At 72.4% G+C, this 22700-nt stretch carries 17 protein-coding genes; 4 read left to right on the top strand and 13 right to left on the bottom strand.

The annotated features are described in order from the left end of the window. Window positions 1-22: 22 nt before the first annotated feature. The 7 genes from bcsA to bcsB are packed head-to-tail and all read right to left on the bottom strand — an operon-like array spanning window position 23 to window position 12947. A complete protein-coding gene (gene bcsA / locus ACFIMZ_RS07440) occupies window positions 23-2593 on the bottom strand; it encodes a UDP-forming cellulose synthase catalytic subunit (RefSeq protein ID WP_431822061.1) in 2571 nt (856 codons plus the stop codon). Then, window positions 2590-3369 (bottom strand): cellulose biosynthesis protein BcsQ, encoded by a 780-nt coding sequence (gene bcsQ / locus ACFIMZ_RS07435; protein WP_431822060.1) that lies wholly within the window; start codon window positions 3367-3369, stop codon window positions 2590-2592. The genes bcsA and bcsQ overlap by 4 nt, the downstream gene beginning before the upstream one ends. Then, a complete protein-coding gene (locus ACFIMZ_RS07430; protein ID WP_431822059.1) occupies window positions 3366-3596 on the bottom strand; it encodes a hypothetical protein in 231 nt (76 codons plus the stop codon). The genes bcsQ and ACFIMZ_RS07430 overlap by 4 nt, the downstream gene beginning before the upstream one ends. After that, a complete protein-coding gene (gene bcsE / locus ACFIMZ_RS07425) occupies window positions 3593-5530 on the bottom strand; it encodes a cellulose biosynthesis protein BcsE (protein ID WP_431822058.1) in 1938 nt (645 codons plus the stop codon). The genes ACFIMZ_RS07430 and bcsE overlap by 4 nt, the downstream gene beginning before the upstream one ends. A gap of 17 nt (window positions 5531-5547) precedes the next feature. Then, window positions 5548-9414, bottom strand: coding sequence for a cellulose synthase subunit BcsC-related outer membrane protein (locus ACFIMZ_RS07420; RefSeq protein ID WP_431822057.1), 3867 nt, complete (start codon window positions 9412-9414; stop codon window positions 5548-5550). Further along, window positions 9399-10622, bottom strand: a complete 1224-nt coding sequence (bcsZ, locus tag ACFIMZ_RS07415) for a cellulose synthase complex periplasmic endoglucanase BcsZ (protein ID WP_431822056.1) — start codon at window positions 10620-10622, stop codon at window positions 9399-9401. The genes ACFIMZ_RS07420 and bcsZ overlap by 16 nt, the downstream gene beginning before the upstream one ends. Window positions 10623-10625: 3 nt before the next feature. Further along, complete coding sequence (gene bcsB / locus ACFIMZ_RS07410) at window positions 10626-12947, bottom strand: cellulose biosynthesis cyclic di-GMP-binding regulatory protein BcsB (RefSeq protein WP_431822055.1); 2322 nt, start codon at window positions 12945-12947, stop codon at window positions 10626-10628. A gap of 304 nt (window positions 12948-13251) precedes the next feature. Here bcsB and ACFIMZ_RS07405 point away from each other — a divergent pair, with 304 nt between their 5' ends. Then, window positions 13252-13575: a hypothetical protein gene (locus tag ACFIMZ_RS07405; RefSeq protein ID WP_431822054.1), complete on the top strand. Its 324-nt coding sequence runs from the start codon at window positions 13252-13254 to the stop codon at window positions 13573-13575. Window positions 13576-13605: 30 nt separating this feature from the next. On the opposite strand, the gene ACFIMZ_RS07400 is transcribed toward ACFIMZ_RS07405, so the two are convergent. The 4 genes from ACFIMZ_RS07400 to ACFIMZ_RS07385 form a co-directional block, all read right to left on the bottom strand. Next, window positions 13606-14082, bottom strand: coding sequence for a hypothetical protein (locus tag ACFIMZ_RS07400; RefSeq protein WP_431822444.1), 477 nt, complete (start codon window positions 14080-14082; stop codon window positions 13606-13608). Continuing rightward, window positions 14082-15473 (bottom strand): phosphatase PAP2/dual specificity phosphatase family protein, encoded by a 1392-nt coding sequence (locus ACFIMZ_RS07395; RefSeq protein WP_431822053.1) that lies wholly within the window; start codon window positions 15471-15473, stop codon window positions 14082-14084. The genes ACFIMZ_RS07400 and ACFIMZ_RS07395 overlap by 1 nt, the downstream gene beginning before the upstream one ends. After that, the gene (locus ACFIMZ_RS07390) at window positions 15470-17236 is read right to left on the bottom strand and encodes a bifunctional alpha/beta hydrolase/class I SAM-dependent methyltransferase (RefSeq protein ID WP_431822052.1); all 1767 of its coding nucleotides are present in this window, start codon (window positions 17234-17236) and stop codon (window positions 15470-15472) included. Before ACFIMZ_RS07390 ends, ACFIMZ_RS07395 begins: the two co-directional genes overlap by 4 nt. 74 nt (window positions 17237-17310) lie before the next feature. Continuing rightward, window positions 17311-17916, bottom strand: coding sequence for a CDP-alcohol phosphatidyltransferase family protein (locus ACFIMZ_RS07385; protein WP_431822051.1), 606 nt, complete (start codon window positions 17914-17916; stop codon window positions 17311-17313). 434 nt (window positions 17917-18350) lie between these two features. Between ACFIMZ_RS07385 and ACFIMZ_RS07380 the strand changes: the two genes are divergently transcribed. Beyond that, window positions 18351-18980, top strand: coding sequence for a lysophospholipid acyltransferase family protein (locus ACFIMZ_RS07380; RefSeq protein WP_431822050.1), 630 nt, complete (start codon window positions 18351-18353; stop codon window positions 18978-18980). Window positions 18981-19013: 33 nt separating this feature from the next. Continuing rightward, window positions 19014-19943 (top strand): phosphatidate cytidylyltransferase, encoded by a 930-nt coding sequence (locus ACFIMZ_RS07375; protein WP_431822049.1) that lies wholly within the window; start codon window positions 19014-19016, stop codon window positions 19941-19943. Between the two features lie 303 nt (window positions 19944-20246). Here the strand turns inward: ACFIMZ_RS07375 and ACFIMZ_RS07370 are convergent, their stop codons facing one another. Further along, window positions 20247-20756: a DUF1269 domain-containing protein gene (locus ACFIMZ_RS07370; protein ID WP_431822048.1), complete on the bottom strand. Its 510-nt coding sequence runs from the start codon at window positions 20754-20756 to the stop codon at window positions 20247-20249. Window positions 20757-20936: 180 nt separating this feature from the next. Then, window positions 20937-21809, bottom strand: coding sequence for a hypothetical protein (locus ACFIMZ_RS07365; RefSeq protein ID WP_431822047.1), 873 nt, complete (start codon window positions 21807-21809; stop codon window positions 20937-20939). Here ACFIMZ_RS07365 and ACFIMZ_RS07360 point away from each other — a divergent pair. Further along, window positions 21808-22659 carry a carbon-nitrogen hydrolase family protein gene (locus ACFIMZ_RS07360; RefSeq protein WP_431822046.1) on the top strand — a complete coding sequence of 284 codons (852 nt, stop codon included), beginning with the start codon at window positions 21808-21810 and terminating at the stop codon, window positions 22657-22659. The two genes, ACFIMZ_RS07365 and ACFIMZ_RS07360, sit on opposite strands and share 2 nt — an antisense overlap. The last annotated feature ends 41 nt before the right edge of the window (window positions 22660-22700 follow it).

Below are 22700 nucleotides of genomic sequence, written 5' to 3'. Positions count from 1 at the left end.
GACAACTCCATCGTGGGCGGCATCAGTCGCGCGCCCGGTCGAGCGCCAGCACCGCCTGCACGCTGCGCGACACGCCCTTCAACAGGCGCACGTAACCGTCGACGCCCACTCTCAGCACTTCCCTCAGGCCGCGCAGCGGCGTATCGGGCCGTTCGCCCTGGTGCCAGTCGAGCCACGCGTCCGCGCGGCCGAACGTGCACTGCACGAGCTGCCGCTCCTGCTCGAGCGTCAGCGCGTCGAAGCTCACGCCGATGTGCGCCGGGCTCACGCGGCACACGCGCACCGGGAACGTGAACGGCCGGTCGCCGCGCGTCACGCATACGGTCAGCGTATCGCCCGTCGCGAGCTTCAGGCCCGGCACCGCCTCGAGCCCGAGGCCGCCCGCCGAGTAGTCGCTGGTGAAGCACGCGGCCGTCGTGCCGTCGGCAAGCAGGAGCGTCGCCGGCACGCGCATCGCGATCCGGTGCGTGACCCGCACCTGCTTCGCCTCGCGCGCGACCGCGAGCGCCGCGCCGAGCATCGCGAGGTTGTAGACGGTCCAGCCCATCGTGATCAGGATCGTCGACGCCTCGTCGCCCTGGTCCACGATCAGGCGCGAGATGCCGGCGAGAATCGCGATCACGTTCACCGCGAACAGCACGAGGTACGGCTTCGACGTCGACCAGTCGACGTAGCCCTCCTCGATCTTGCCGCCCTTGTCGGTCACGTTGAACTTGCCGTGCTTCGGGCTCAGGAACGCGACGGTCGTCGGCAGCGCGATGTACCACGCGAGCACCGATTCGTAGACTTCCGCCCAGAACGAATGGCGGAAGCGCCCCTGCATCCGCGAGTTCGCGATGTTCGCGAGCACGAGGTACGGCACGACGTAGCTCGCGAGCGCGACCGCCGACGCGTTGATGAAGTACAGGTGGAAGAACAGGTATGCGAGCGGCATCGTCAGGAAGATCAGCCGCGGGATCCCGTAGAAGAAGTGCAGCATCGCGTTGCCGTAGCAGATCCGCTGCACGAAGCCGAGCCCGCGCCCGAGGAACGGGTTGTCAATGCGGAAGATCTGCGCCATCCCGCGCGCCCAGCGCGTGCGCTGCTTCACGTGGCCGGCGAGGCTTTCGGTCGCGAGGCCCGCCGCCTGCACGGTCGGCAGGTACGCCGACGTGTAGCCGCGGCGGTGCAGCTTGAGCGCCGTGTGCGCGTCCTCGGTCACCGTCTCGACCGCGACGCCGCCGATCTCCTCGAGCGCGCTGCGCTTCAGGATCGCGCACGAGCCGCAGAAGAACGTCGCGTTCCACAGGTCGTTGCCGGACTGCACGAGCCCGTAGAACAGCGTGCCCTCGTTCGGCACCTGGCGGAACGTGCCGAGGTTGCGCTCGAACGGATCGGGCGAGAAGAAATGATGCGGCGTCTGCACCAGCGCGCACTTCGGGTCGCGCTGGAACACGCCCATCGTCGTCTGCAGGAACGAGCGGGTCGGCACGTGATCGCAGTCGAAGATCGCGACGTACTCGCCGTGCGTCTTCGGCAGCGCGCGGTTGATGTTGCCGGCCTTCGCGTGGCGGTTGTCGTCGCGCGTCAGGTAGCCGACGCCGGCCTCGCGCGCGAACGCCTCGAACTCGGGCCGCTTGCCGTCGTCGAGCAGGTAGACGCGCAGCTTCGCGCTCGGCCAGTCGATGCTCTGCGCGGCGAACACGGTCGGCTTCACGACCGACAGCGGTTCGTTGTAGGTCGGGATGTACACGTCGACCGTCGGCCACGCATCGGTGTCGTCGGGCAGCGGCACGACCGGCCGGTCGAGCGGCCACGCGGTCTGGATGAAGCCGAGCAGCAGGATCAGCCACGTATAGGCTTCCGCCGCGAACAGCAGGTAGCCCGCCCACGCCTCCAGCGGGCTGCGGAAATCGAGCGTCTGGGTCGCGCGCCACCACACGTAGCGCACCATCGCGAGCAGCGCCAGCGACGCGAGCGCGAGCGTCGGCATGTGGCCCGGCAGGCGGCGCAGGCCAAGCGCGAGCACGGCGACGATCAGGAAGAACGCGAACTGCGCGCCGGGCATCAGCGGCGACATGCCGGCCGCCGCCCACAGCAGCGCGCCGGCCACGAGCAGCAGCGGCGCGAGCCAGCGGCGCCGGCCGACCCGCTGCGCGCGCGCGTCGATCCAGCCGCCCCAGCGATCCCACGGCAGGCGCGCGACGAGCGCGCCGACGCCCCGCCCGATCGCGCGGACGAACACGTACACGGGGACGACGGTCTTGTCGAACCACGCGAGCGGATCGCGCGCCGGGCGGCTGCCGGCCGCGCGCGGCGGGCGCACGAACGCGCGCCACAACCACTCGCGCGGGCTGAGCGGCTGCAGCACGCCCCAGTCGGCGGCCAGCCGCAGGAACGCCGCGCGCGCGCGGCGGCCCACGGGATCGGGCCGCCCGGGCCGCGGCGCGTGGAAGAGCAGCCGCACGACCCAGTCGAGCAGCGTGCGCTCGGCGGGCAGCCCGATGCCGCGCGCAAGCCAGTCGAGCGCGCGGCGGCCGAGCGCGCGCGCGGCGGCGGCTAATGCGGCGGCTAATGCGGCGGCTAATGCGGCGGCGAATGCGGCGGGCTTCATCGCCGGCTCCCGGTCCGCCCCGCCACGGCGGCGCCGAGCCACGCGTCGACCCAGTTCGCGACGCCGTGCAGGTCGTGCGACACCTGCGAATACGGCGCATCGTCGAAGATCCAGCTGCCGCGCGCGAACGATTCGGGCACTGCGGCGTCGAGATGGATGCGCTGGTCGAGGATCACCGCCGGGCCCGCCACCTCGCGCAGCATCGCGAGCGCGTCGCGCTGCATGTCGCGGGCCGGATTCAGCCGGTTCACGACGATCTGCAGCGCGCCGCCGCCCGCCCTCAGCGCGTCGAGGCGCGCGGCGACGGTCGCGCACGCCGCGGGCTCGGGCGGCACGACGACGAGCGTCAGGTCCGCGCCGCGGATCGCGTGCTCGGCGTGCAGCGACGGGCAGCGCGCCGCGTCGACGAGTGCAACGCCGTCGGCCGGCAGCGCGATCTCGCCGAGCGCGCGCGACAGCCACAGCGGATCGGCGGCGAGCCGCGCGTCGCACGCGGCCGCCTGCGCCGCATCGACATTCCCGTACGGGACGAACAGCACGCCGTCGGCGTTGCGCCACGTGTGCGCATGCCACGGCTCGGGGCCGCCGAGCAGGCTCTGCGCGAGACCGGCGCCGGACAGCATGTCGAGGCCGAGGTGCGCGCCGAGCAGGTTCTGCGGATCGAACTCGACGGCGACGACCGGCCGGCCGCGGCGCGCAAGCAGCACGGCCAATGCGGCGGCCAGCGTCGTGCGGCCCGCGCCGCCGGTCGTCGACGTGACGGCGATCGTCCTCATCGCGTCTCCTCGCGGCCCGCGCCGGCGGCGGCGGCGACGTCGGCGGCCGCGGGCAGGAGCCGGCCGCGCAGCGCGACCGGCACGATCTCGCACGGCACCACGTCGTGCGGGTCGATCCGGCGCGGCGCGCGGAAGCCGCGACCGAGGCCCAGGTGCTGCGCGATGATCCAGACCGGCACCGCGATCGCGATGCCGACGATGAAACCGATGACGATGTCGGCAATCATGGGGCCTCCGGCTTGCGCAGCGGCATCGCGCTGCGGGTGGCGCCGCGCGCGTGCGCGGCGGCGACAGGGTGCGGGCCGGGCGCGGCCGGCGCGGCGGACGGGCTGTCCGGCGGCGGCACGGCGACGGCGGACTGGGCCGGCACGTCGCCTGCGGCGCGGGCGGCATCAACTGGCTGCGTCTGTGACGGTGTAGGCGTCGGCGTCGCCGCGTCCGCCCGCGCGCCGCCCGCCGGATGCGTGGCCGCGAACAGGTCGCTGTAGTCGGCGATCGGCGCGCGCCGGTTCGCCGCCTTCAGCGTGTTCAGCTCCGCGTCGATGCTGCCGTGCGCGAGGCGCACAACCCGGTCGGACAGCGTATCGACCGGCACGTCGAAGATCCGCTTGAGCGCTTCGTCCGCGTCGGCCGGCTCGCACGCGAACAGGAACACGTACAGGTGCTCCGCGTCGGCCGTCACCACGTCGCCCGCGCGGCGCGGCAGGCAGTGACGCAGCGCGTCGACGTGCGCGACGCCGGGCAGCAGCGTCATCTTCACGAGGGTGTGCGACAGCGCGAGCACCGCACCGCGATCGAGCACCGCGCGGGTCCGCAGGCAGAACGCGCCGACCGGCAGGTAGCCGAGCACCGTGTCGCCGAGCGCCGCGGCAAGCGCCGCGCGGTAATCGGCCGCGACCGGCCGCGCCTGCAGCTGGCCGTGCAGCGAGCGCACCGCGGCCTGCAGCCGCGAGAACGGCAGGTCGCGCCCGATCACGCTGTTCGCGCCGAGGCTCAGCACCAGCATCTCGAACTGGTGGCGCAGCACCTCGCCGCGCTCGACGATCGTGATCTTCAGCGCGCCGCCGCACTGCCGCCGCAGCGTGTGCACCTCCGCGCACAGCGCCTCGAGCTGCGTGCGGGTGCGGAACGCGAGCACGGCGGTCGCCGCCTGCGCCTTCGCGCATGCGGCAACCACCGCGGCGTTGTCGTCGACGATCTCCCAGTCCTTCGGCACCCAGTTCTCGCCGTCAATCACCGCGCGGCTCACGATCACCCGGTCCTCGTCGCTCGCGAGCTTCATCTGGCGCGGCTGCGCGAGCGCGTCGGCATCGAAGATCGCGGACAGCCGGCCGCTCGGCGCAAAGCGCAGCGGCCGCACCTCGCCCGCGGCGAGCGTATCGCCCGCACGCCAGAAATCGACGACCCACAGCAGCTCGCCGTGGGTGCGCTGCAGCTGCGCGACGCCCGCGCAGACGCTGTGGAAGGCGCTGCGCCGGGTGCGGCGCGCATCGCGCACGAGCGGCAGGTCGTCGGTGCCTGCGTCGTCCGCGCGCGCGTGCGCGGCGTCGGGATTCATCAGCAGCACGACCGCGATCCGGTGCATCCGGCACCAGTCCGCGAATGCGCGCCCCTCTTCCGCCAGCGCGGCGGGATCGTGCCAGCTGAACCAGCGCTCCGCGCCCTCGACGAAATACAGCGAGCGGGCGTGAAAGCCGAAGCGCTTCATCGCGCGGAACCCGCCCATCAGGCGCGCGAACGCGCCCGGCTCGGCGTGCGCGGCGTCCGGTTGCGCGTCGGCGGCCGCCGGCGGCATCGCGAGCACGTTCAGGTTGCGCGGCCAGCCGGGCGCGAGCGCGGCGCCCGCGAAGCCCCGCTCGCCCAGCTGCGCGGCGACGCTCGCGTGGTCGCGCGCGAGCACGACCGTCACGTCGCGGGTGCGCGCCTGGCGCGCACTTTCCCACACGAGCGCGTCGCACGCGGGCGTGCGCGCGGCCGCATAGACCGCATACAGGCCGCCCGCCTCGAGCTGCGTCCATTCGTCCGGCAGGCCGTCGATCGCGAGCCGGCTCAACGTGGACACGCGGCCGTCGGCCGGCCCCATGCGCAGCAGCGCGCGCAGGCGATCGAACACGCCGGCGGCGCCGAACGCGGGACGAGTGGCTTCGAAGTCGGTGTTCACGCTAACGCTTCCTTTTCCTAAAAATCCGAATAGAGCCGCACCGGCGTCGGCGTGACGAGGCCGGTGCGCGGCGCGCGCGCGTCGAACGCATAGCGCAGGTACACCATCGCCGAACTCGGCGCGTAGTCGTGCGAACGGTCGATCTTCAGCTGCGCGCCGACGCTCAGGTGCGGGTTCATCCGGTACTCGACGATGCCGTTCACGCCATACGAGAACGACACGCCGCGCGTCGAGCTGCCGCCATATACCTGCCCGGCGTAATCCGACGCGGACCGCAGGTCGGCGACGTTCGGCACCCCGATCGGGAAATACGGCGAATCGCGCTCGTAGCTGTTCGAGATCCCGCCCGTCACGGTCAGGTCCCACGACAGCGCGTCCCGGCGTCCTTCCCACTCGACCGGCACGCCGAGCGACAGGTAGCGCTGCGGGCTGTAGTAGCCGCCCTGGCCGTACGTGTAGTAGCGCAGGTTCTGCGCGTAATGCCACGCGCTGCCGACGAGGCCGGTGCCGACGCGCATCGTCGCGCGCTCGTACACGGGCATCGTAAAGCCGGTGCGCAGCGTGACCGCCGTGTTGCGCTCGACGTTGCGGCCGGTCAGCACGCCCGCGCCGAATTCCGCGAACAGGTTCGCGCGGCCGACGTCGACCGCCGCGCGCAGGTCCACGCCGTCGCGGCGCACGCCGCCCCACACCGCACCAGTCCACGGGTCGCGCATGCCCGCATACGACAGCACGCTGCTCGTTTGCGGCCGCCGCGACGCGTTCATCGTGAAGCTCGCGGGCCCGGCGTCGAACCGGTAGCGCACGCCGCCGACCACGTAGTGCACCGGGAAGCCGAGCGGCGACGTGCCGACGTCGAAGCGCCACGCATCCGACCGGTAGCCCGCGCCGAGCGCGACGCCCGTCGCCGACTGATGCAGCGAGCCGGGCGGATGCGCGCTCGGCGCGTTCAGCGCCGGATGCAGCCCGAACGTGTCGAGCGCATACGCATCCGGATTGCTCGTGTCGAGCGTGCCGGCGTCGAGATGCACGGTGTCGATCTGCAGGAACGCATGCCCGTCGTAGCGGACCGGCATCTGCAGGTAGATCGGCACCTGCTGCGCGCGGTACGCGGACACGCCCTGGTCGCCCGACTTGTACGCGGGCAGCCAGCCGATCTCGAGCTCGGGATCGCGGCGCTGCTCCAGATCGGCGAACGCGGCCTGCGCGGGCGTGCGGCCGTCGCGGCGCGGGCTCACGCCGCTCGCGCGCTCCTGCGACTGCGACAGCCGGTACAGCGACGCCGCGTCGTCGTAGCGGCCCTGCGCCTCGGCCACCCGCCCCGCCGCGACCGTCACGTCCGCGCGCGCCGGATAGGCCGCCTGCAGCCGGCCGGTGATGTCCGCCGCGTCGCCGGCGCGGCGCAGCGCGGTGAGGCGGCGCACCGCCGACAGCTGCGTGTCGACGTCGTCGGCGCGCGCGCGCGCGAGCACCGCCTGCACGCGCGCCAGCGCGCCGGCGCGGTCGCCGCTGTCCTCATCGATCCGCGCGAGCGCGAGCTGCGCATCGGCGTCGTCCGGCGTGCGCGCGACGACCGGCGCGAGCGCGGCGCGCGCCGCGTCGTAGCGGCCCTGCGCGCGCTCGAGGTCGGCCGCTTCGAGCGCGTAGCGCGAGTCCGCCTTGGCCGCCGGGCTCGCGCGGTCGAGCAGCCGGCGCGCCGCCGCGTAGTCCTGCTGCGCGATCGCGTCGTCGGTGCGACGCAGGATCAGCCGCAGCGACTGGTCTTCGAGCCGCGCGGTCTGCGCGGCCGTCAGCGACGGCTCGCGGCGGATCGCGTCGAGCCACGCAGCGAGCTCCCCGTCGCGGCCCGCGCCGCCGAGCAGGTCGCCGTAGCGCAGCCGCACGTCGATGTCGGCGTCGCGCGGATGCGCGGCGATCCAGTCGCGCAACGGCGCGAGGCCGCGTTCGGGCTCGCCCGCGTCGATCCATTGCGCGCCGACCGCGGCCAGCATGTCGGGATCGTCCGGCGCGAACGCCTGCGCATGGGCGAGCGCCGCCGCGCACGCCGCGCGGTCACCGCGGGTGAGCGCGCCGCGCGCATCGGCGAGCGCGCTTTCCGCGTCCAGCTTGCGGGCGAGCGCGCGCATGCCGTCCGAGCGCTGCGCATCGCCGACGGGCGCGAGCGCGGCCTGCGCGCCCGCGACGTCGTCGATCGAATTGCGGTACAGCGCCGTCGCGTAATGCATCTCCGGCTCACCGGATTGCGCGAGCCCCTCGTCCATCACGGTGCGGCCGAGCTGCGGCAGCCCCATGTCACGATACAGGCGCGCGAGGGCGAAGCGGGTCCACGCCGCGTCGGGCGCCGCGCGCACCGCCGCTTCGTAGCGCTGCGCGGCCGGCCCGCGCTCGCCCTTGTCCGCGAGCGCGCGCGCCTGCCGCGCGAGCAGGTCGGCGCGCAGGCCGTCAAGCGCGCGCCGGTCGTCGCGGCCGGCGACCCGGCCTTGCAGCGCATCGAGCAGCGGGCCGATCTGATCCGCGCGGCCGGTGTTCTCGTACAGCGTGGCCGTGCTGCGCACCGCGGACGCGCTCGGCGCGCGTACCGCCAGCAGGCCGCGCAGCAGCGGCTCCGCGTGCGCCCAGTCGTGCTGCGCGAGCAGCGCGTCGGCGAGCTGCAGCGTCGCGTCCGGGCTGTCCGGCTGCATCGCGAGCGCGGCGCGCGCCGCGCGTTCAGCGTCCTGCGGCCGCCCCGCCGCCGCGGCTGCGCGGCCCTGCGCGAGCGTGCCCCAGAACCGCGCGGTCCGCGCGAGGCTGTCCCATTTGCCGCGCTGGTCGGGCGCGAGCGACGCGGCGCGCGCGAACAGCGCGCGCGCGTCGTCGTGCCGGCCCTGCCGCAGGCGCAGCAGCCCGAGCCCGCCGACCGCGTCCGCGTCGCCGGCCCGCACGCGCACGGCCTGCGTCAGCAGCGGCTCGGCCGCGGCGAGATCGCCGCGCGCGAGCGCCTGCAGGCCGCGCTGCTGCGCGATGTAGTTCGGGTCGCGTTCGAGGCGAAGCTGCGCATCGCGCTGCCGCTCCAGCTCCGCGACCTTGTTGCGGAATTCGGTGTCGTCCGGCACCAGCGCGAGGTACGCGCGCAGCGCGTCGAGGTACGCCGGGTCCGCATCGGCCGACTGCAGCACGCGCCGCCACACCGCCATCGCTTCCGTATGGTCGGCGTCGGTGCGCCGCGCGAGCGCCCACGCGAGCCGGTTCGCTTCGGCGCGCGTCTCGCTGCGCTGGTTCAGCAGCTTCGCGAGCCCGAGCGCCGCGTCGACGTCGTCCGGATCGGCCGCGACCGCGCGGCGCAGCGCCGCGATCGCCATGTCCCGGCCGCCCGGCCCGTTCGCGACGATCTGGTAGTACTCGGCGCCGAGCGCGCCCGACGGCGCGCCGTTCGGGAACAGCGCGACGATCCGCCTGGCGGCCTCGTCCGCGCGGCCGCTGCGCGCGAGCAGGCGGATCTGCGCCATCTCCTCGCGCCCGCTCGTCGCGACCCGGTATTCGTCGTCGGCGCGCCGCGTAGCGGGCGCGCCGCCTGCCTGCGCCTGCAGGCGCGCCAGTGCCGCCTGCGCGCCCTTCGCATCGCCCAGGCGCAGCAGCACGCGCACCTGCTCGGCGAGCAGCGCCGGATCGCCGGGCGCGATCAGCAGCCCCTTGCGGATCGCGTCGCGCGCGAGATCGTCGCGGTGCTTGATGCCCCACATGCGCGCGGTCGCCAGCAGCCGCCGCGCGTCGGCGGCGTCCGAGGTGGCCGGCGCAGGTGCGGCCGGCGTCGGCGTGGCCGCCGCGGCCACCGCCGCGCAAACCGACGACGCCAGCCATGCGAGCCCGGCCACGTGCGGCACGGCGCGCTTCAGCGGGCGGCGCATCGGCGATCTCCCCAGCGCACGTCCAGCGTGCCGTCCGCGGCGAACCGGTAGCGAGCGTCGCGCCAGCCGAGGCCGAACAGCGTCAGCACGCTCGAGTAGTAGCCGGGTGGCGAGCGTCGCGCGAGCGTGTCGACGCGCGCCGCCTGCGCGTCCGCGAGCGCGTGCTGGCCGCGCGCGTCCAGGAACGGGACCGCCGCCGCCGAGAAGCCGCCGTTGCCGTCGTTCGGCCCGGCGGCGCCGGTCGTCGTGTCGACCTTCTCCGGCGGCGCGCCGTGCGCGGCGATGTGCTCGGCGAACGGCGCGAAGCGCGCGAGCAGCGGCGCGGCGAGCGGGTCGGCCGAATCGAGCATGCCGGCCCACAAATACACACGGATGGCGTTGTACGCGCTCTCCGCGTGCGTGGCCGGATCGGGCGCGAAGCCCGCGCCCGCGCGGAACAGCGCCCAGTCCGGCGCGAAGCCCTTCGGCGCGGTGTCGAGCAGCACGCGCCCGGTGCCGGCCGCCAGCGCGGCCCAGCGGCGGTCGTCCGGCAGCCGTGCGCCGAGGCCGCGGATCACCTGCGGCGGCGAATAGCTCGGGTTGACCCGCCACAGGTCGTTCGCGAGCCGGAAGCCGGTCGGCCCCGGCAGCAGCGTGAGCCCGAGCCCCGGCACGGTGGCCGTCTCGTCGTCGAGCACGCGCTTCGCGAGCAGCGCGCCGCGCGCGGTGTAGCTGCGCTCGCGCCACAGGCGGCCCGCCTCGACGAGCGCATAGGCGATCCACAGATCGGCGTCCGACGCGGCGTTCGCGTCGAGCACCCGCCACGCGCCGTCGGCCGCGCGCCCCCACAGCCACGCGGGCAAGTGCGCGCTCAGGTCGCCCTGCGCGAGGTTGTTCTCGGTCCACGCGAGCATCCTGTCGAACGCGGGCCGGTCGTTCGCGACCAGCGCGAAGAACAGCCCGTATCCCTGCCCTTCCGACACCGTGCGCGCATCGTCCGAGCCGACGTCGATCACGCGGCCGTCGGCCGACACGAAATCGCGCTTGAACGCGTCCCAGCGCGGCCACGCGGCCGTGCATGCCGCCTCGGCCGCGCCGGCCGCCTCCTTGCCCGCGGCCGGCGCGCTCGCGGCCATGCCGGCCGTCGATGCCGCCACCGTCAGCGCCAGCGCCGCGCCGGCGCGCCACGCCGGCCGGCTCGCCTGCCGCCCTGCCGTTGCCTGCGCCATCCGTCAGATCCCCCGTCGCCGCGCGGCAATCCTTTGCAGCACGCTGAACGCGCCGAGCGCGAGCAGCAGGCCTGCGACGACGCCGACCGCGCCGAGCACGACCGGATGCCGCGCCGCATGCGTCCAGAGCCGCGCATACCACGGCACGAAGCCGACCACATAGGGCTCGCCGACGCGCATGCTGTCGACCGTGCCCGGCCGCACCACCGCGAGATCGCCCTGCAGCTGCGACACGAGCCCGGCGTTCTCGAACGCGTCGAGCAGCGTGCCGAGCTGCGGCTGGTCGGTCGCCGTCAGCGCGACGACGCTGCGGCCGCGACTGTCCGGCAGCTCGAAGCCGAGCAGCGCCGCGAGCGAGCCGGTCTGCTCGATGTGCGCGCCGCCCTCGGTCATGCCGACGCCGTTGCGCCAGCGCGCCTTGACCGTGAACGCGACCCGCGCGCCGCCCGCGCCGCCCTGCTCGCCGAACGACAGCGGCAGCGCCGCGCGCCAGCGCTCGAGCAGCGGGAACGACGGCGCGCCGTCGATCACCAGCAGGTCCTTGTCGCGCAGCGCGGCCATGTCGCCCGGGCGCGCGATCTGCACGCGCAGCGCCGGGAAGCCGGTCCACTCGCCCATGTGGCCGAGCATGGTCAGGTACGCCTCCAGCTCCTGCGGCGACGGCCGGTCGGGCAGCACGACCGCGGTCTGCGACAGGTCCGCGAAGCGCGTGAACGGGAAGCCGCTGTTCGCGAAGTACGCGAGGTTCGGCAGTTGCGCGTAATGGACGAAGTGCGAGAAATCGATCGTCGAATCCGGGTCGATCGCCGCGCGCTGCGGCTCGGTCGCGGTGCTCGAGCACAGGCCCGTCTTCTGCGAGTCGAGCGTGAAGCGGAACTGCAGCTGGTTGCCGCTGCCGACGCGGAACGCCGGAATGTCGACGTCGCTCGTCACGCGCCCTTCGGGCACCGACAGCAGCGGCAGCTGCATGCGGCCGCGCGCGTCCTCGGCATGGGCCGGCCCGAGCCGGTACGACTTCACGAGCTGTTCGTTGATCTCGACCGCGAGCGTCGAATTGTCCTGCACGGTCGGCGCCGTGTAGCGGTAGCGCAGCGTGATCGGCACGCCCGCGCCGTTCCACGAATGCAGGTCGGCCGGCACCCGCAGGTTCAGCCGGATCGCGTCCGGCGACGTGCCGCGCACTTCCAGCTCGCGCGGGTCTGCGACCAGTTCGCGGAACGCGATCGGCCGGTCGACCGGCAGCCAGCGCGGTGCATCGTACGGCTTGCGCGGCGCGCCGACCTCGACGTGCGCGACCGTCGCCGACGGCCCCGACAGCGCCGCGCGGCCGAGCACCAGCGTCGCGACCGCGTCGTCGACTTCGGCGGCCGTGCGGCCGGTGACGACCAGCACCTTGTGCTCCGGCGCGGCGGGATTGTCGACGACCGCGAGCGTCGGGCCGTTGACGGACGGCAGCGCAAGGCCCGGCGGCAGCGTCGCGACCGGGCCGATCAGCACCGCGTGGTCGTTCGCCGGCAGCGCGGGCGACACCGGGAAGCGCGCATGGCGGTAGTCCGCGAGCGCGCCGAACCACGACGCGAGCACGCCCGCGCTGCGCAGCGTCGCGGTGTCGGGCGACGCGGGCAGCACGAACGGCAGGCGCACCCGCCCGTTGTCGCGGCGGTCGAAGAACGGCGCGGGCAGCAGCGCGAGATCGTTCGGCAGGCGCACCGGCGTCTCGTCGAGAATCAGTTCGCTCGTCGGGCTCACGTCGGCCCACAGCGCCGAGTTCGTGGGATCTTCGCAGTGATCGAGCGAGTAGTGCGCGATCAGTCGCAGCCCGATCTGGTTGAAGTCGGAGAAATAGCGCGGATCGATCGGGATGTCCTGCGTGACCGTGCGGCCCGCGCGCGGCGGGTCGAACGGCACGGTGGCGACCACCTCGCCGTTGATCGACACCTTCAGGTGCGACAGCGGGAACACCAGCGACGGCGAATACGCGTAGGTCAGGCGCAGCCGCGCGGCGGTCACCACGCGGTCGAGCCGCACGCCGGCGCTGATCGTGCGCGCGTCGTCGGCGCCGCGCAGGCGCAGCGGATCGAACGCGCCGAGCGTCGAGAACGGCAGGCGCAAGGTGATCGCGCCCCGGGTCGTGGACGGCGCGCTCGCCGGGGCCGCCGGAGCCGCCGCCTGGGCTGCGACCGGCGGCGAAACCGGGGTCGAAATCGCACCGGCGCCGGCCACGGCCGCACCGGGCGCCGCCGGCGTGGCGGCCGGCAGGCAGGCCGCGTAGAACGTGCCGGCCGCGGCCGCGATCGAGACGAACAGCGATGCGGCCGGCTTCATGCGCGGCCCCGCTTCATGTGATGGTCGACAGTGTCGATGGCGACGCACGCGGCGCAGCCGGGCAGGCGAATGCACATCCCCAATGCTTCCCCTTAAATCCAGGTCCTGGTTGTGGTGATCGAAGCGGCGTGACCGGCCACGACGGCGCCCCCGCGCCGCTGCGCGCATGCCTGGCACTGGCACCCGCACGGATCCGATTCGTCACACTATCTCAAAAATAGATTAAAAATTACCCCCATTCGCACATGCAAGACGGAAAAGCCCCGAATCCGGTCAGAAATGCTGTGCGTGTTGCATGGGAGGTATGAATTGCGTCGTTGCTGCTGAAATCGCCGAACGGCACCATGCCGGACGCTGCCGGCGCGAACAATCGTGCGCGGGCCCTGGTCCGACGGGCAAGGCGGCGACGACGAACCCGTTGCAGGCCGTGCGCCTCCGCGTAAGCGGCGCGTATGCTACCGCATTCCGCTGCCGCCCGCCGCGCTTTCTTCGTGGAAATGCCGACCTGAATCAATCTTCTGACATCACCACCCCGACCCCGGAAACCCTGCTGCGCGTCATCGCCGCGCAGACCGAAGTCAAAGCACGGGGTGAAGCGGTCTCGACCTCATCGCGCGCGGCGGAGTGACGCGACGCTGTGACGCTGCGGCGGCGCCCGTCAGGCCGGCACGCGCCAGATCCCCGACGCCGCGATCGCAGCCCCGACGACAAGCCACTGGACGACCGCGATCCATACGCCGGTCCGGCACAGACCGATCGCGCCGCGCACCCGCGCATCGAGCGTGCGGCCGGCCTTCGTCGCGTCGATCCAGCCGAGATCGGCGAGCGCGCGATCGAGCGCGGCCAGCGCATCGCCGCCGGCAGGCTCCGGCGTCGCCGCTGCCATCGCTGCATCAGCCAGCGCCGCGAACAGCCTGCGGTCGATCGCGATCCGCACCGCGAACCACAGCGCCGCGACACCCGACGCGGTGCTGACGCTCGCGAGCAGCGCCTGCGCGAGCGGCGCGGCGCGCCAGCCCGTCGCGACCCACCATCCCGCGCCCGCCGCCACGAGCGCGACGGCGACCGCCCACGCGCCGGCGTCGAGCACGCCGCGAGCCGCGGCGATCCGGTAAGGCGCGGACCGGTCGCGCATCATGCGCCCCCCGCCGCCGCCCGGCGGTCGATCCAGTCCTGCAGCACGGCCACCGCTTCATCCCGCCACACGGCGCGCGGCCGGACCGCGCGCACCGCGGCCAGCGCGTCGCGCGCATCGTGCAACTCGCGTCGCATCGCGACCCAGGCCGCCGCGCACAGCACGCTGCGTCCGTAGCCGAGCGCGCAGCAGACGAGCACGTCGCGCCCCTCGCCGTGCAGGCGCTCGAGCGCCGCGACGGCCTGCTGCAATTGCCGCGCCGTCGGCGCGACGAGATCGAGCTGCGGCACCGTCGCATAGGCGCACGACGCGTCTGCCACGATCCAGCGCGGCATCTCGGCGGTCAGGTCGACGACGCCGGTAAAGCCGTGCCGCCGCAGCTCGCGCGTGGTCGGCGTGCGGCCGATCGACACGCGCTCGTCGAGCCGCGCGGGCGCGGGCTGCCGGAACGTCCACGCGCGCGAGTTGACGAACGCGCCGGCGATCGTCGGCGCGAGCAGCCACTGCATGAACGGCGGGAACCGGCCGTCGGCACCCTTCTGGAACGCGCCCGGCGCGCCGCGCCAATAGATCCGCGCGACGCACGCGAGCGCCAGCGCGACCCACCCCGCCGCCAGCGCCCAGCCGGCCGCGCGCGCAATGCTGGCGAGCGCGAGCAGCGCGACGACGCCCGCGCCGAGCGCATAGCGGCGCGCCAGCGCGCGGCTCGCTACCGAAGGCGCCGCGTCCGCACCGGGCCGCCGGCCCGACGCGTCGCGCAGCGGAAACAGGAACAGCGCGAGACAACCGACCGCCGCGCCGGTCGGCACGTCGATCACGTGATGCTGGTAGGTCGTCAGCACCGACACGCCGATCGCCGCGAACCACAGATGCAGCGCGGCGCGCGCCGGCGTGCCGCGCAGGTGCCTTGCGTAGACCGCCCACAGCACTACGAGCAGGCCGATATGCAGCGACGGCGCCTGGTTGAACGGCTTGTCGAAGCCCATCAGCAGCGTGAACAACGCGCCCGCCACGCCACCCGCGTCGGGCCGCTCGAAGCCGAAGCGCAGTGGCCACGCGATGAAGCACGCGACCGAGATCAGCTGCACGGTCAGCAATCGCTTCACGTGATCGAGCAGGTCGTCGCGGCGGGTCCAGAAGAAGAACGACAGCGCGTACAGCAGGTCGATCGACCAGTACGGCACGATCGTCCACGGCACGAACGGGATCGCATGCTCCCAGCCGAACGCGAAGGTCGGCACCGCGGCGCGGCGCGCGGCGAGCCAGTTCGCGAAGCCGTAGCTCGAGAAGAACACCGCGCCCATTACCGCGAGCCAGCGCAAGCGCAGCGCGAACGACGCGTCGCGCGCGCCGGCCGCAGCCGGTGCGGCAACGCCGAGGTCGCTCGTCACGCGTCGACCCGCTGCGCGAGACTGACCGTGAAGATCCCCATCTCGTCGATCCGCTGGTCGAGCTTGCGGAAGCCGGCGCGCGCGACGAGCTCGTCCATCTCGGCCTGCGAGCGCCGCCGCATCACCCAGGTCGCGTCGCCGCGGTGGTTGTTCAGCGCGCGCGCGATGAACTCGAGCTGCGGATGCCACGGCTGCCCGGTGTAGACGAGATAGCCGCCCGGCGGCACCGCCTGCGCGAGCCCGCGCAGCGAGCGCTCGATCAGCGCGTTCTCGCCGAACAGCTCGTAGAGGCCCGACACGATCGCGAGCGTCGGACGCGGCTCGAGCGTCGCGAGCGACGCCTCGTCGAACGCGTCGCCGCGCTCGAAGCGCGCGATCGGCTCGAGGCCGCGCTGCGCGATCAGCACGCGCCCTGCCTCGACGTTCGGCGGGCTGTAGTCGCGCAGCGTGATGTCGTCGGGCGCGGCGCCGTCGCGCTCGGCCGCCGATGCGATCGCGTCGAGCACGTAGCGGCCGTGCCCGGCCGCGATGTCGACGATCCGCACCGGCGCGCTGGCGCCGCGCAGCCGCGCGATCGCCGTGCCGATCAGCTCCTGCAGGTGCAGCTTGCGCTGGCGGATGCCGGCCCAGCCCGGCGCGTCGAGGTAGGTGCGGTCGATCAGCCGGCCGACGCCGAGGCGCCCCTGCGCATGGTTGCGGTACACGTAGTCGAGCGTCGAGCCCGAATCGAAGCCGAGCTTCAGCCCGAGCGCAATGCCGTCGGACAGTGCGCCGCCCGCCTTCAGCCCTGCCCGCGTGATCGCCCAGTACGCGCGCGCGAGCGGATTCGCGGGCGGCCGCTGGAGCGCCGCGTATTCGTCGTGGAACGCGCCGCGCCGGTCGGCGTCGGCGAGCGACACGCGCGGGCTCGGCGCATCGAATTCGCGCAGCACGAACGCGCGCAGCGGCGCGAGCGCCTGTGCGCGGTCGCGCTCGCCGAGCGTGTCGTGATAGAAGCCAGGCAGCACGATGCGCTCCTTGCGCGCCGCGCCGAGGCGCTCGTAGAAGCGGTCCTGCGGGCCGCGATGGACGACCCAGTCCGCGCCGGAGATCAGCAGTTGCGTCGGCACGGTGATCGCCGCGGCGTCCGCGACGATCCGCTGCGCGGTGTCGTGCAGGTCGAGCAGCATGTTGACCGCGATCGGCCGCGTGATCAGCGGATCGGCCGCGTAGCTCGCGATGCGCTCGGGGTCGTGCGTGAGGAATTTCGGCTTCACGTAGCTGTTCACGTAGAACAGCCCGCGCAGCTTGTGCATCAGCCGCAGGCCGGGCCGCGCGAACGGCACGTAGAGCTTGATGTGGAATGCCGGCGATGCGACGACGAGGCCGCGGATCGGCGGCGCGTAGTCGTGCGCCCAGGTCGCCGCGAGCACCGCGCCGACGCTCTGGCCGACCACCGCCATGTCCTCGATCGCGATGCCGTGCGTATCTCGGATGTGCTCGACGAAGGTCTGCAGGTCGCGCACCGACGCGGCCGCGCTCGGGCTGTAGCCGCGCGCGCCCGGCGAGCGGCCGTGGCCGCGCGCGTCCCACGCGAAGAACGCGAATTCGGGCAGATCGAGCTCGTCGACGAGGTGCGCGACGCGCGCCGAATGCTCATGACCGCGATGCAGCAGCACGATCGCGCCGCGGCAGCGCGCGCCCGTCGCGGGCCAGTGACGGTAGAACAGCATTTCGCCGTCGTGGGTGATGAAGTCCGCCTCGCGGGCGATGCGTGCGCTCATGCGTTATTCTCTCGTTTCGTTATTCGAATCAATTCGGCGCCGCCCTCCGGCGCCGTTTCCCGGCGCTGTCCGGGTCAGCCGCCCGCTTCGGCGATGCCGGCCCGCACACGCCGCACCACGGTCACGGCCGACAGCACGATCAGCAGCCGCCACAGCCATGCGGCGATGCCGCCGACCGGCAGGCCGGCGCCGATCCACAGCGCGAACGCGCCGAGCGCGAGCGCCCGGTCGCTCTTGCCGAACGGGCCGTCGTAGCGGCGGCTCGCGCCGGCGAGCGGCCCGATCAGCCCCGCGCCTTCGACGACGACCGCCAGCAGCGCGAACAGCCAGACGTCCGCTTGAGCGAACGCCGGCACCGCGAGGAACGGCAGCACGAGCGCGACGTCCGACACGATGTCGCCGAGCTCGTTCAGGTACGCGCCGAGCGTGCTCTTCTGCCCGTGCTCGCGCGCGAGCATGCCGTCGATCGCGTTGAGCGCCATGCGCACGAACAGCCACAGCGGGATCAGCAGGAACAGCGCCTTCGCGAACCCGCCGAGCCCGGCGAGCACGCCGACGACGATCGAGCCGCCGGCGGCGAACAGCGTGACCTGGTTCGCGGTGACGCCGCGCTCGGCAAGGGAATCCGCAAGCGGACGCAGGCAATTCTGGAATTTGGGTTTGAGTGCGTAGAGGCTCATCGTTTTATTCGCACGGCTTGCGGGACGTCTTCGTCGGTCATGCCCCGGGGCGGAGACGTCGCATTTATGGACGGCCCTAATCGTCGCCGAGCGGCCTTCGTGCGTCAAGCATCCCGAAAAGTGTCGCGCGACGCCCGCCGCGGCGGCCCGCGGCGCGGCATTCTGGTGTTTTTCGCGGAAACTCGCGATAATCCGCTGGCCCGAATGCCGCGCAACATCACGCTCGCCGCATTCGCGCACCTGTCCAATAGCGGTCATTCACGCCGTTCATCGCGACATCCGCCGATTATCGCGGACCCGCGACAGGCATTCATACACTTGAAAATAGTCAAACATGGGCCATCCGGCGCGCCACGCAGCGCGCCGGCATTCCGGGAGCCTGCCCGCCGCGGCGATGCGGCGCAGCGGGCATGCGCACAGGAGGCGCGTCGCCGATGAACATCCTGCATGCATGGCAACGCGATTTCCTGCTGTCGATCGTGCGGCTCGTCGCCGGCGCGTATCCGGTCTGGCATCAGGCGCCGCCCTCGCCGACGCAGAAAATCTACTTCTCGAACCATACGAGCCACATCGACACGCTCGCGATCCTCGCCGCGCTGCCGCGCGACGTGCGCGCGGTGGTGCGGCCGGTCGCCGCACGCGACTACTGGGACAGCAGCGACCTCAAGCGCCACATCGCGCAGAAGCTGCTGAACGTCGTGCTGATCGACCGCCACCGCGAAACCGGCGGCGATCCACTCGACCCGGTGCGCGACGCGCTCGCGCAGGGCCATTCGATCATCATCTTCCCCGAAGGCACGCGCAGCGCGGAAGCGCTGCCGCAGCCGTTCAAGAGCGGGCTGTTCCATCTCGCGACCGAGTTCCCGAACGTTGCACTCGCGCCGGTCTACCTGGAGAACCTGCAGCGGATCATGCCGAAAGGCGCGATCTGGCCGGTGCCGCTGATCTGCAAGGTGCACTTCGGCGCGAACGAGGCGCGCGGCGACCAGGAGGACAAGCCGTCGTTCCTCGCCCGCATGCGCGACGCGATCGTCGCGCTCGCGCCGCAGCGCCCCGCGGGCTGAACGCCGCGCTTCCCTTCTCATCCGGACTTCGATATGCGTACTCTCTTCTGGGAACTGGTTGCGGGCGTCACGGCCCTGCTGGCCGTCGCGACCGTGATCGGCGCGATCCTCGGCGCGCGCAGCGGCGGCGCGAGCGCGACCATCGTCAACCTGAACCAGCGGATCCACGCGTGGTGGGCGATGATCGCGGTGATGGTGATCGCGATCGGCCTCGGCAACAACATCACCTACCTCGTGTTCGCGCTGCTGTCGTACCTGACGCTGCGCGAATTCATCACGCTCACGCCGACCACCGCGAGCGACCACACGACGCTGTTCATCGCGTTCTTCGTCGCGATTCCGGTGCAGTACCTGCTGCTCGCGATCGACTGGTACGGGATGTATTCGATCTTCGTGCCGGTGCACCTGTTCTTCGCGATGTCGCTCGTATCCGCGCTCACGCAGGACACGCGCGAGTTCCTGAGCCGCAACGCGAAGATCAACTGGGCGCTGATGGTCTGCGTGTACGGGCTGAGCCACGCGCCCGCGGTGCTGATCCTCGACATTCCGCACTACGCCGGCCAGAACGCGCTGCTGCTGTTCTTCTTCCTCGTCGTCGTGCAGATCAGCGACGTGCTGCAGTACGTGGTCGGCAAGCTGTTCGGACGCCGCAAGATCGCGCCGCGCCTGTCGCCGTCGAAGACGATCGAGGGCTTCGTCGGCGGCGGCCTGCTCGCGACGCTGTGCGGCGCGTCGCTGTATCGCGTGACGCCGTTCAGCTTCGGCGCGGCGTTCGGCATCTCGCTCGCGATCGTGATCGCGGGCTTCGTCGGCGGGCTCGTGCTGTCGGCCGTCAAGCGCTCGCTCGGCGCGAAGGACTGGGGCTCGATGATCGCCGGCCACGGCGGGATGCTCGACCGCGTCGACTCGATCTGCTTCGCGGCGCCGGTGTTCTTCCACCTCGTCCGGTATCTGTACGTGTGACGCGCGGGCGGCACGACGTGCCGCCTCGCGTTATGCGCGCACCCGGCTCAATACCCTTCCTGCAGCGCCTTCGGCACGACGTAGCGGCCGCGCGTCTCGTCGAACTTCACCTTGTTATCAGGATGGCGTGCCGGATCGACGGGCGCGATCCTTGGTCGTCCAGGTCAGCGGACGCGCATGCGGCAACCGATCGCGCACCGGTCAGGCGCCGGCGCGCGCAACAGCGGCGCGGTCGGCACGCGCGCCGCCACGCCGCGTCATCTCGCGCTCGAGCGCCCCCCCCCGAGCGCGCCGTCTGGCGGCTCAAGGAAACGCCGGGATCGTCGGGTCGTGCCCTTCGACATCCGCTTCCGGATGGTGCTTCTTGATCAGCGCCTCGATTTCGTCGACGCGATCGGTCTTGACGTCCACCATCAGCAGCAGCTCGCCCTTCTCGACCGCGCCCTCGAAGCGCTTGAGCCGCGTGTTCGGCACGTCGACGCCGATCATCGTCGAGGTCCACGCGCCGAACCCGGCGCTGAGCAGCGTGATCAGCACGACGGCGCCCGCGCCGAACTTCAGCCCTTCCGGATGGAACACCAGCGCGACGAGCCCGACCGCCATCCCCACCAGCCAGCCGACCAGCGTGCCGCGCCCGAGCGCCGGCAGCAGGTCGCTGCGCTGCGCGAGCGTCGCTTGCGGCAGGTTTTCGGTTTTCACGCCCGGCGCCGCCAGCACGTGGACATGCCGCCATTCGACTCGTTTGAGCAATAACTCGTCGATGATCCGCGTCGCACTCTTCGCGTTGGGCAACAACACGTAGATTCTTCGCATTTCCCGCCCCTCCTTCCCGTGCCTGCGAACGGCCGCGACACGTGCGTCGCGGCGCGCCACGCCGGAGCTTGCGCAACCGCGGGCCGCAGTCCTTTCATCTTAGTCGCTAAAGTCGCTATCTCCAGCACGGCCGGGCGGCGACGCGGCCACCGAAGCGACTGCGCAGAACGACGGCCCGCGTCAGGGCTGGCGGGGTGCGATGCCATATCCGTCGGGTTTCAGCCGATCGGTCCTCACCCATCCGCTCACCGGCCCCGGCGTCTTCGCGTTCAGATATTCGACCCACGTATATCGGCCGTACTCGGTGCGGGCCTCGACGGTATCGTTCGCGATGACGAACAGCCCGTCGATCCTGCATGCGGCGTCGGGCGCCGAATGGAACTGCAAGCGGCCGCGCCCCGTCACGATACGGCCCGCATCGCTGCCCTGAATGTAGACGCCCGTCTGTTCCGCACGCCGGTTCAGCGCCTCGCAATTCACTCGTTCACGGGCATCCAGGGGCAGGCACCTCGATACGAACCCGGAGAGCGCGTCCCGGTTCACGTGCAGCACGTCGGGATGGTCCGGATCGCGCGTGACGTCGAGCAAGCGCATCGACTTCGAATCGATATCCACCCAGCCGATCGTCACTTCGCGATTAAGACCGGCCGGACCGTGAGCCGGCACGAACAGCCTCGCGCCATAGCCGCCGTCCGCCAGGCTGGCCAGTTCGGCGCGGATCGTGCGCCGCGCCATCGCGACGTGCGTGAGCGCGGGCACGATCAACTGCGTCAGCTCGCGCTGGCACGACAGCGGTGACGCGTGGCTCCCCTGAGCGATCAGCCACAGCAGCCCCGCCACCAGACGACGGTCGATTCCCGTGCGTCGGCGGCGGGCAACCTCACCATCCGGGACGGACGGCGGTACGATCTCGATCTTCATTTCCGGACCTGATGGCGAGCGCAACAGCTTCCGCGCGATGGCGAGATTGTGCCCGAATCGCCTGCACGAAAGACGTCCGTCATCGTTTCCGGACGCTACGCCGACCGCCCACTCCGACAGGAAGACCCGCATGACCCCGACTCCCGCCGATCGACCGCCGATGACACTGAAGCTCGACATCAACCAGCTCGCCGGCCGCGACGGCGACACGCGCTACAACCTGCAACGCACGCTCGACGCGATCGCGACGTGCGCGCCCGACACCGACATCGTGATGTTTCCGGAACTGCAGCTCACCGGCTTCCTCGATGCCGACGACGTCGCCGCGCTCGCCGAGCGGCTCGACGGCCCGAGCGTGCGGGCGGTCATGGAAGCCGCACGCGCGCGCAACGTCGCGGTGGTCGTGGGGCTGACCGAAAACGATCGCGGCCGCTTCTACAACACCACGGTGTTCATCACGCCGGACGGCATCGCGCTCAGCTACCGGAAAACCCATCTGTGGGTGAGCGAGCGCGGCGTCGTGCTGCCCGGCGACCGCTACGCGACCGTCGAATGGCGCGGCGTGCGCATCGGCCTGCTGATCTGCTACGACAGCGAATTCCCGGAAAGCGGGCGCGCGCTCGCGGAACTGGGCGCCGAGCTGATCCTCGTGACCGACGGCAACATGGAGCCGTATCGCCACGTGCATCGCAAGTCGGTCGCCGCGCGCGCGATGGAGAACCAGGTCTACGCGGTGGTCGCCAACCGCGTCGGCGGCAGCCGGCACGACATCGTGTTCGCCGGCGGCAGTCTCGCCGTCGATCCGTTCGGGCAACTCATCTTCGAGGCCGGCGGCGCCGAGTCGCGCCACACGATCGAACTCGACTTCGCGCAGCTCGCCACCGCGCGCGCCGTCTACGACTACCGCGCGGACCAGCGGCTGCGCATCGCGGGCGAGCGCATCGACCACCCGGACGGACGTCGCGAATTGCTGATTCCGTGACCCGCGCCGGCGCGGCGATGCGTCAGCCGACGCGGCCGACC

This window comes from Burkholderia sp. F1 (assembly GCF_050813845.1).
Lineage (GTDB): Bacteria > Pseudomonadota > Gammaproteobacteria > Burkholderiales > Burkholderiaceae > Burkholderia > Burkholderia ubonensis.
The sequence above is the reverse complement of the archived record's forward strand: the minus strand, read 5'-3'. Positions and strand labels throughout refer to the sequence as shown.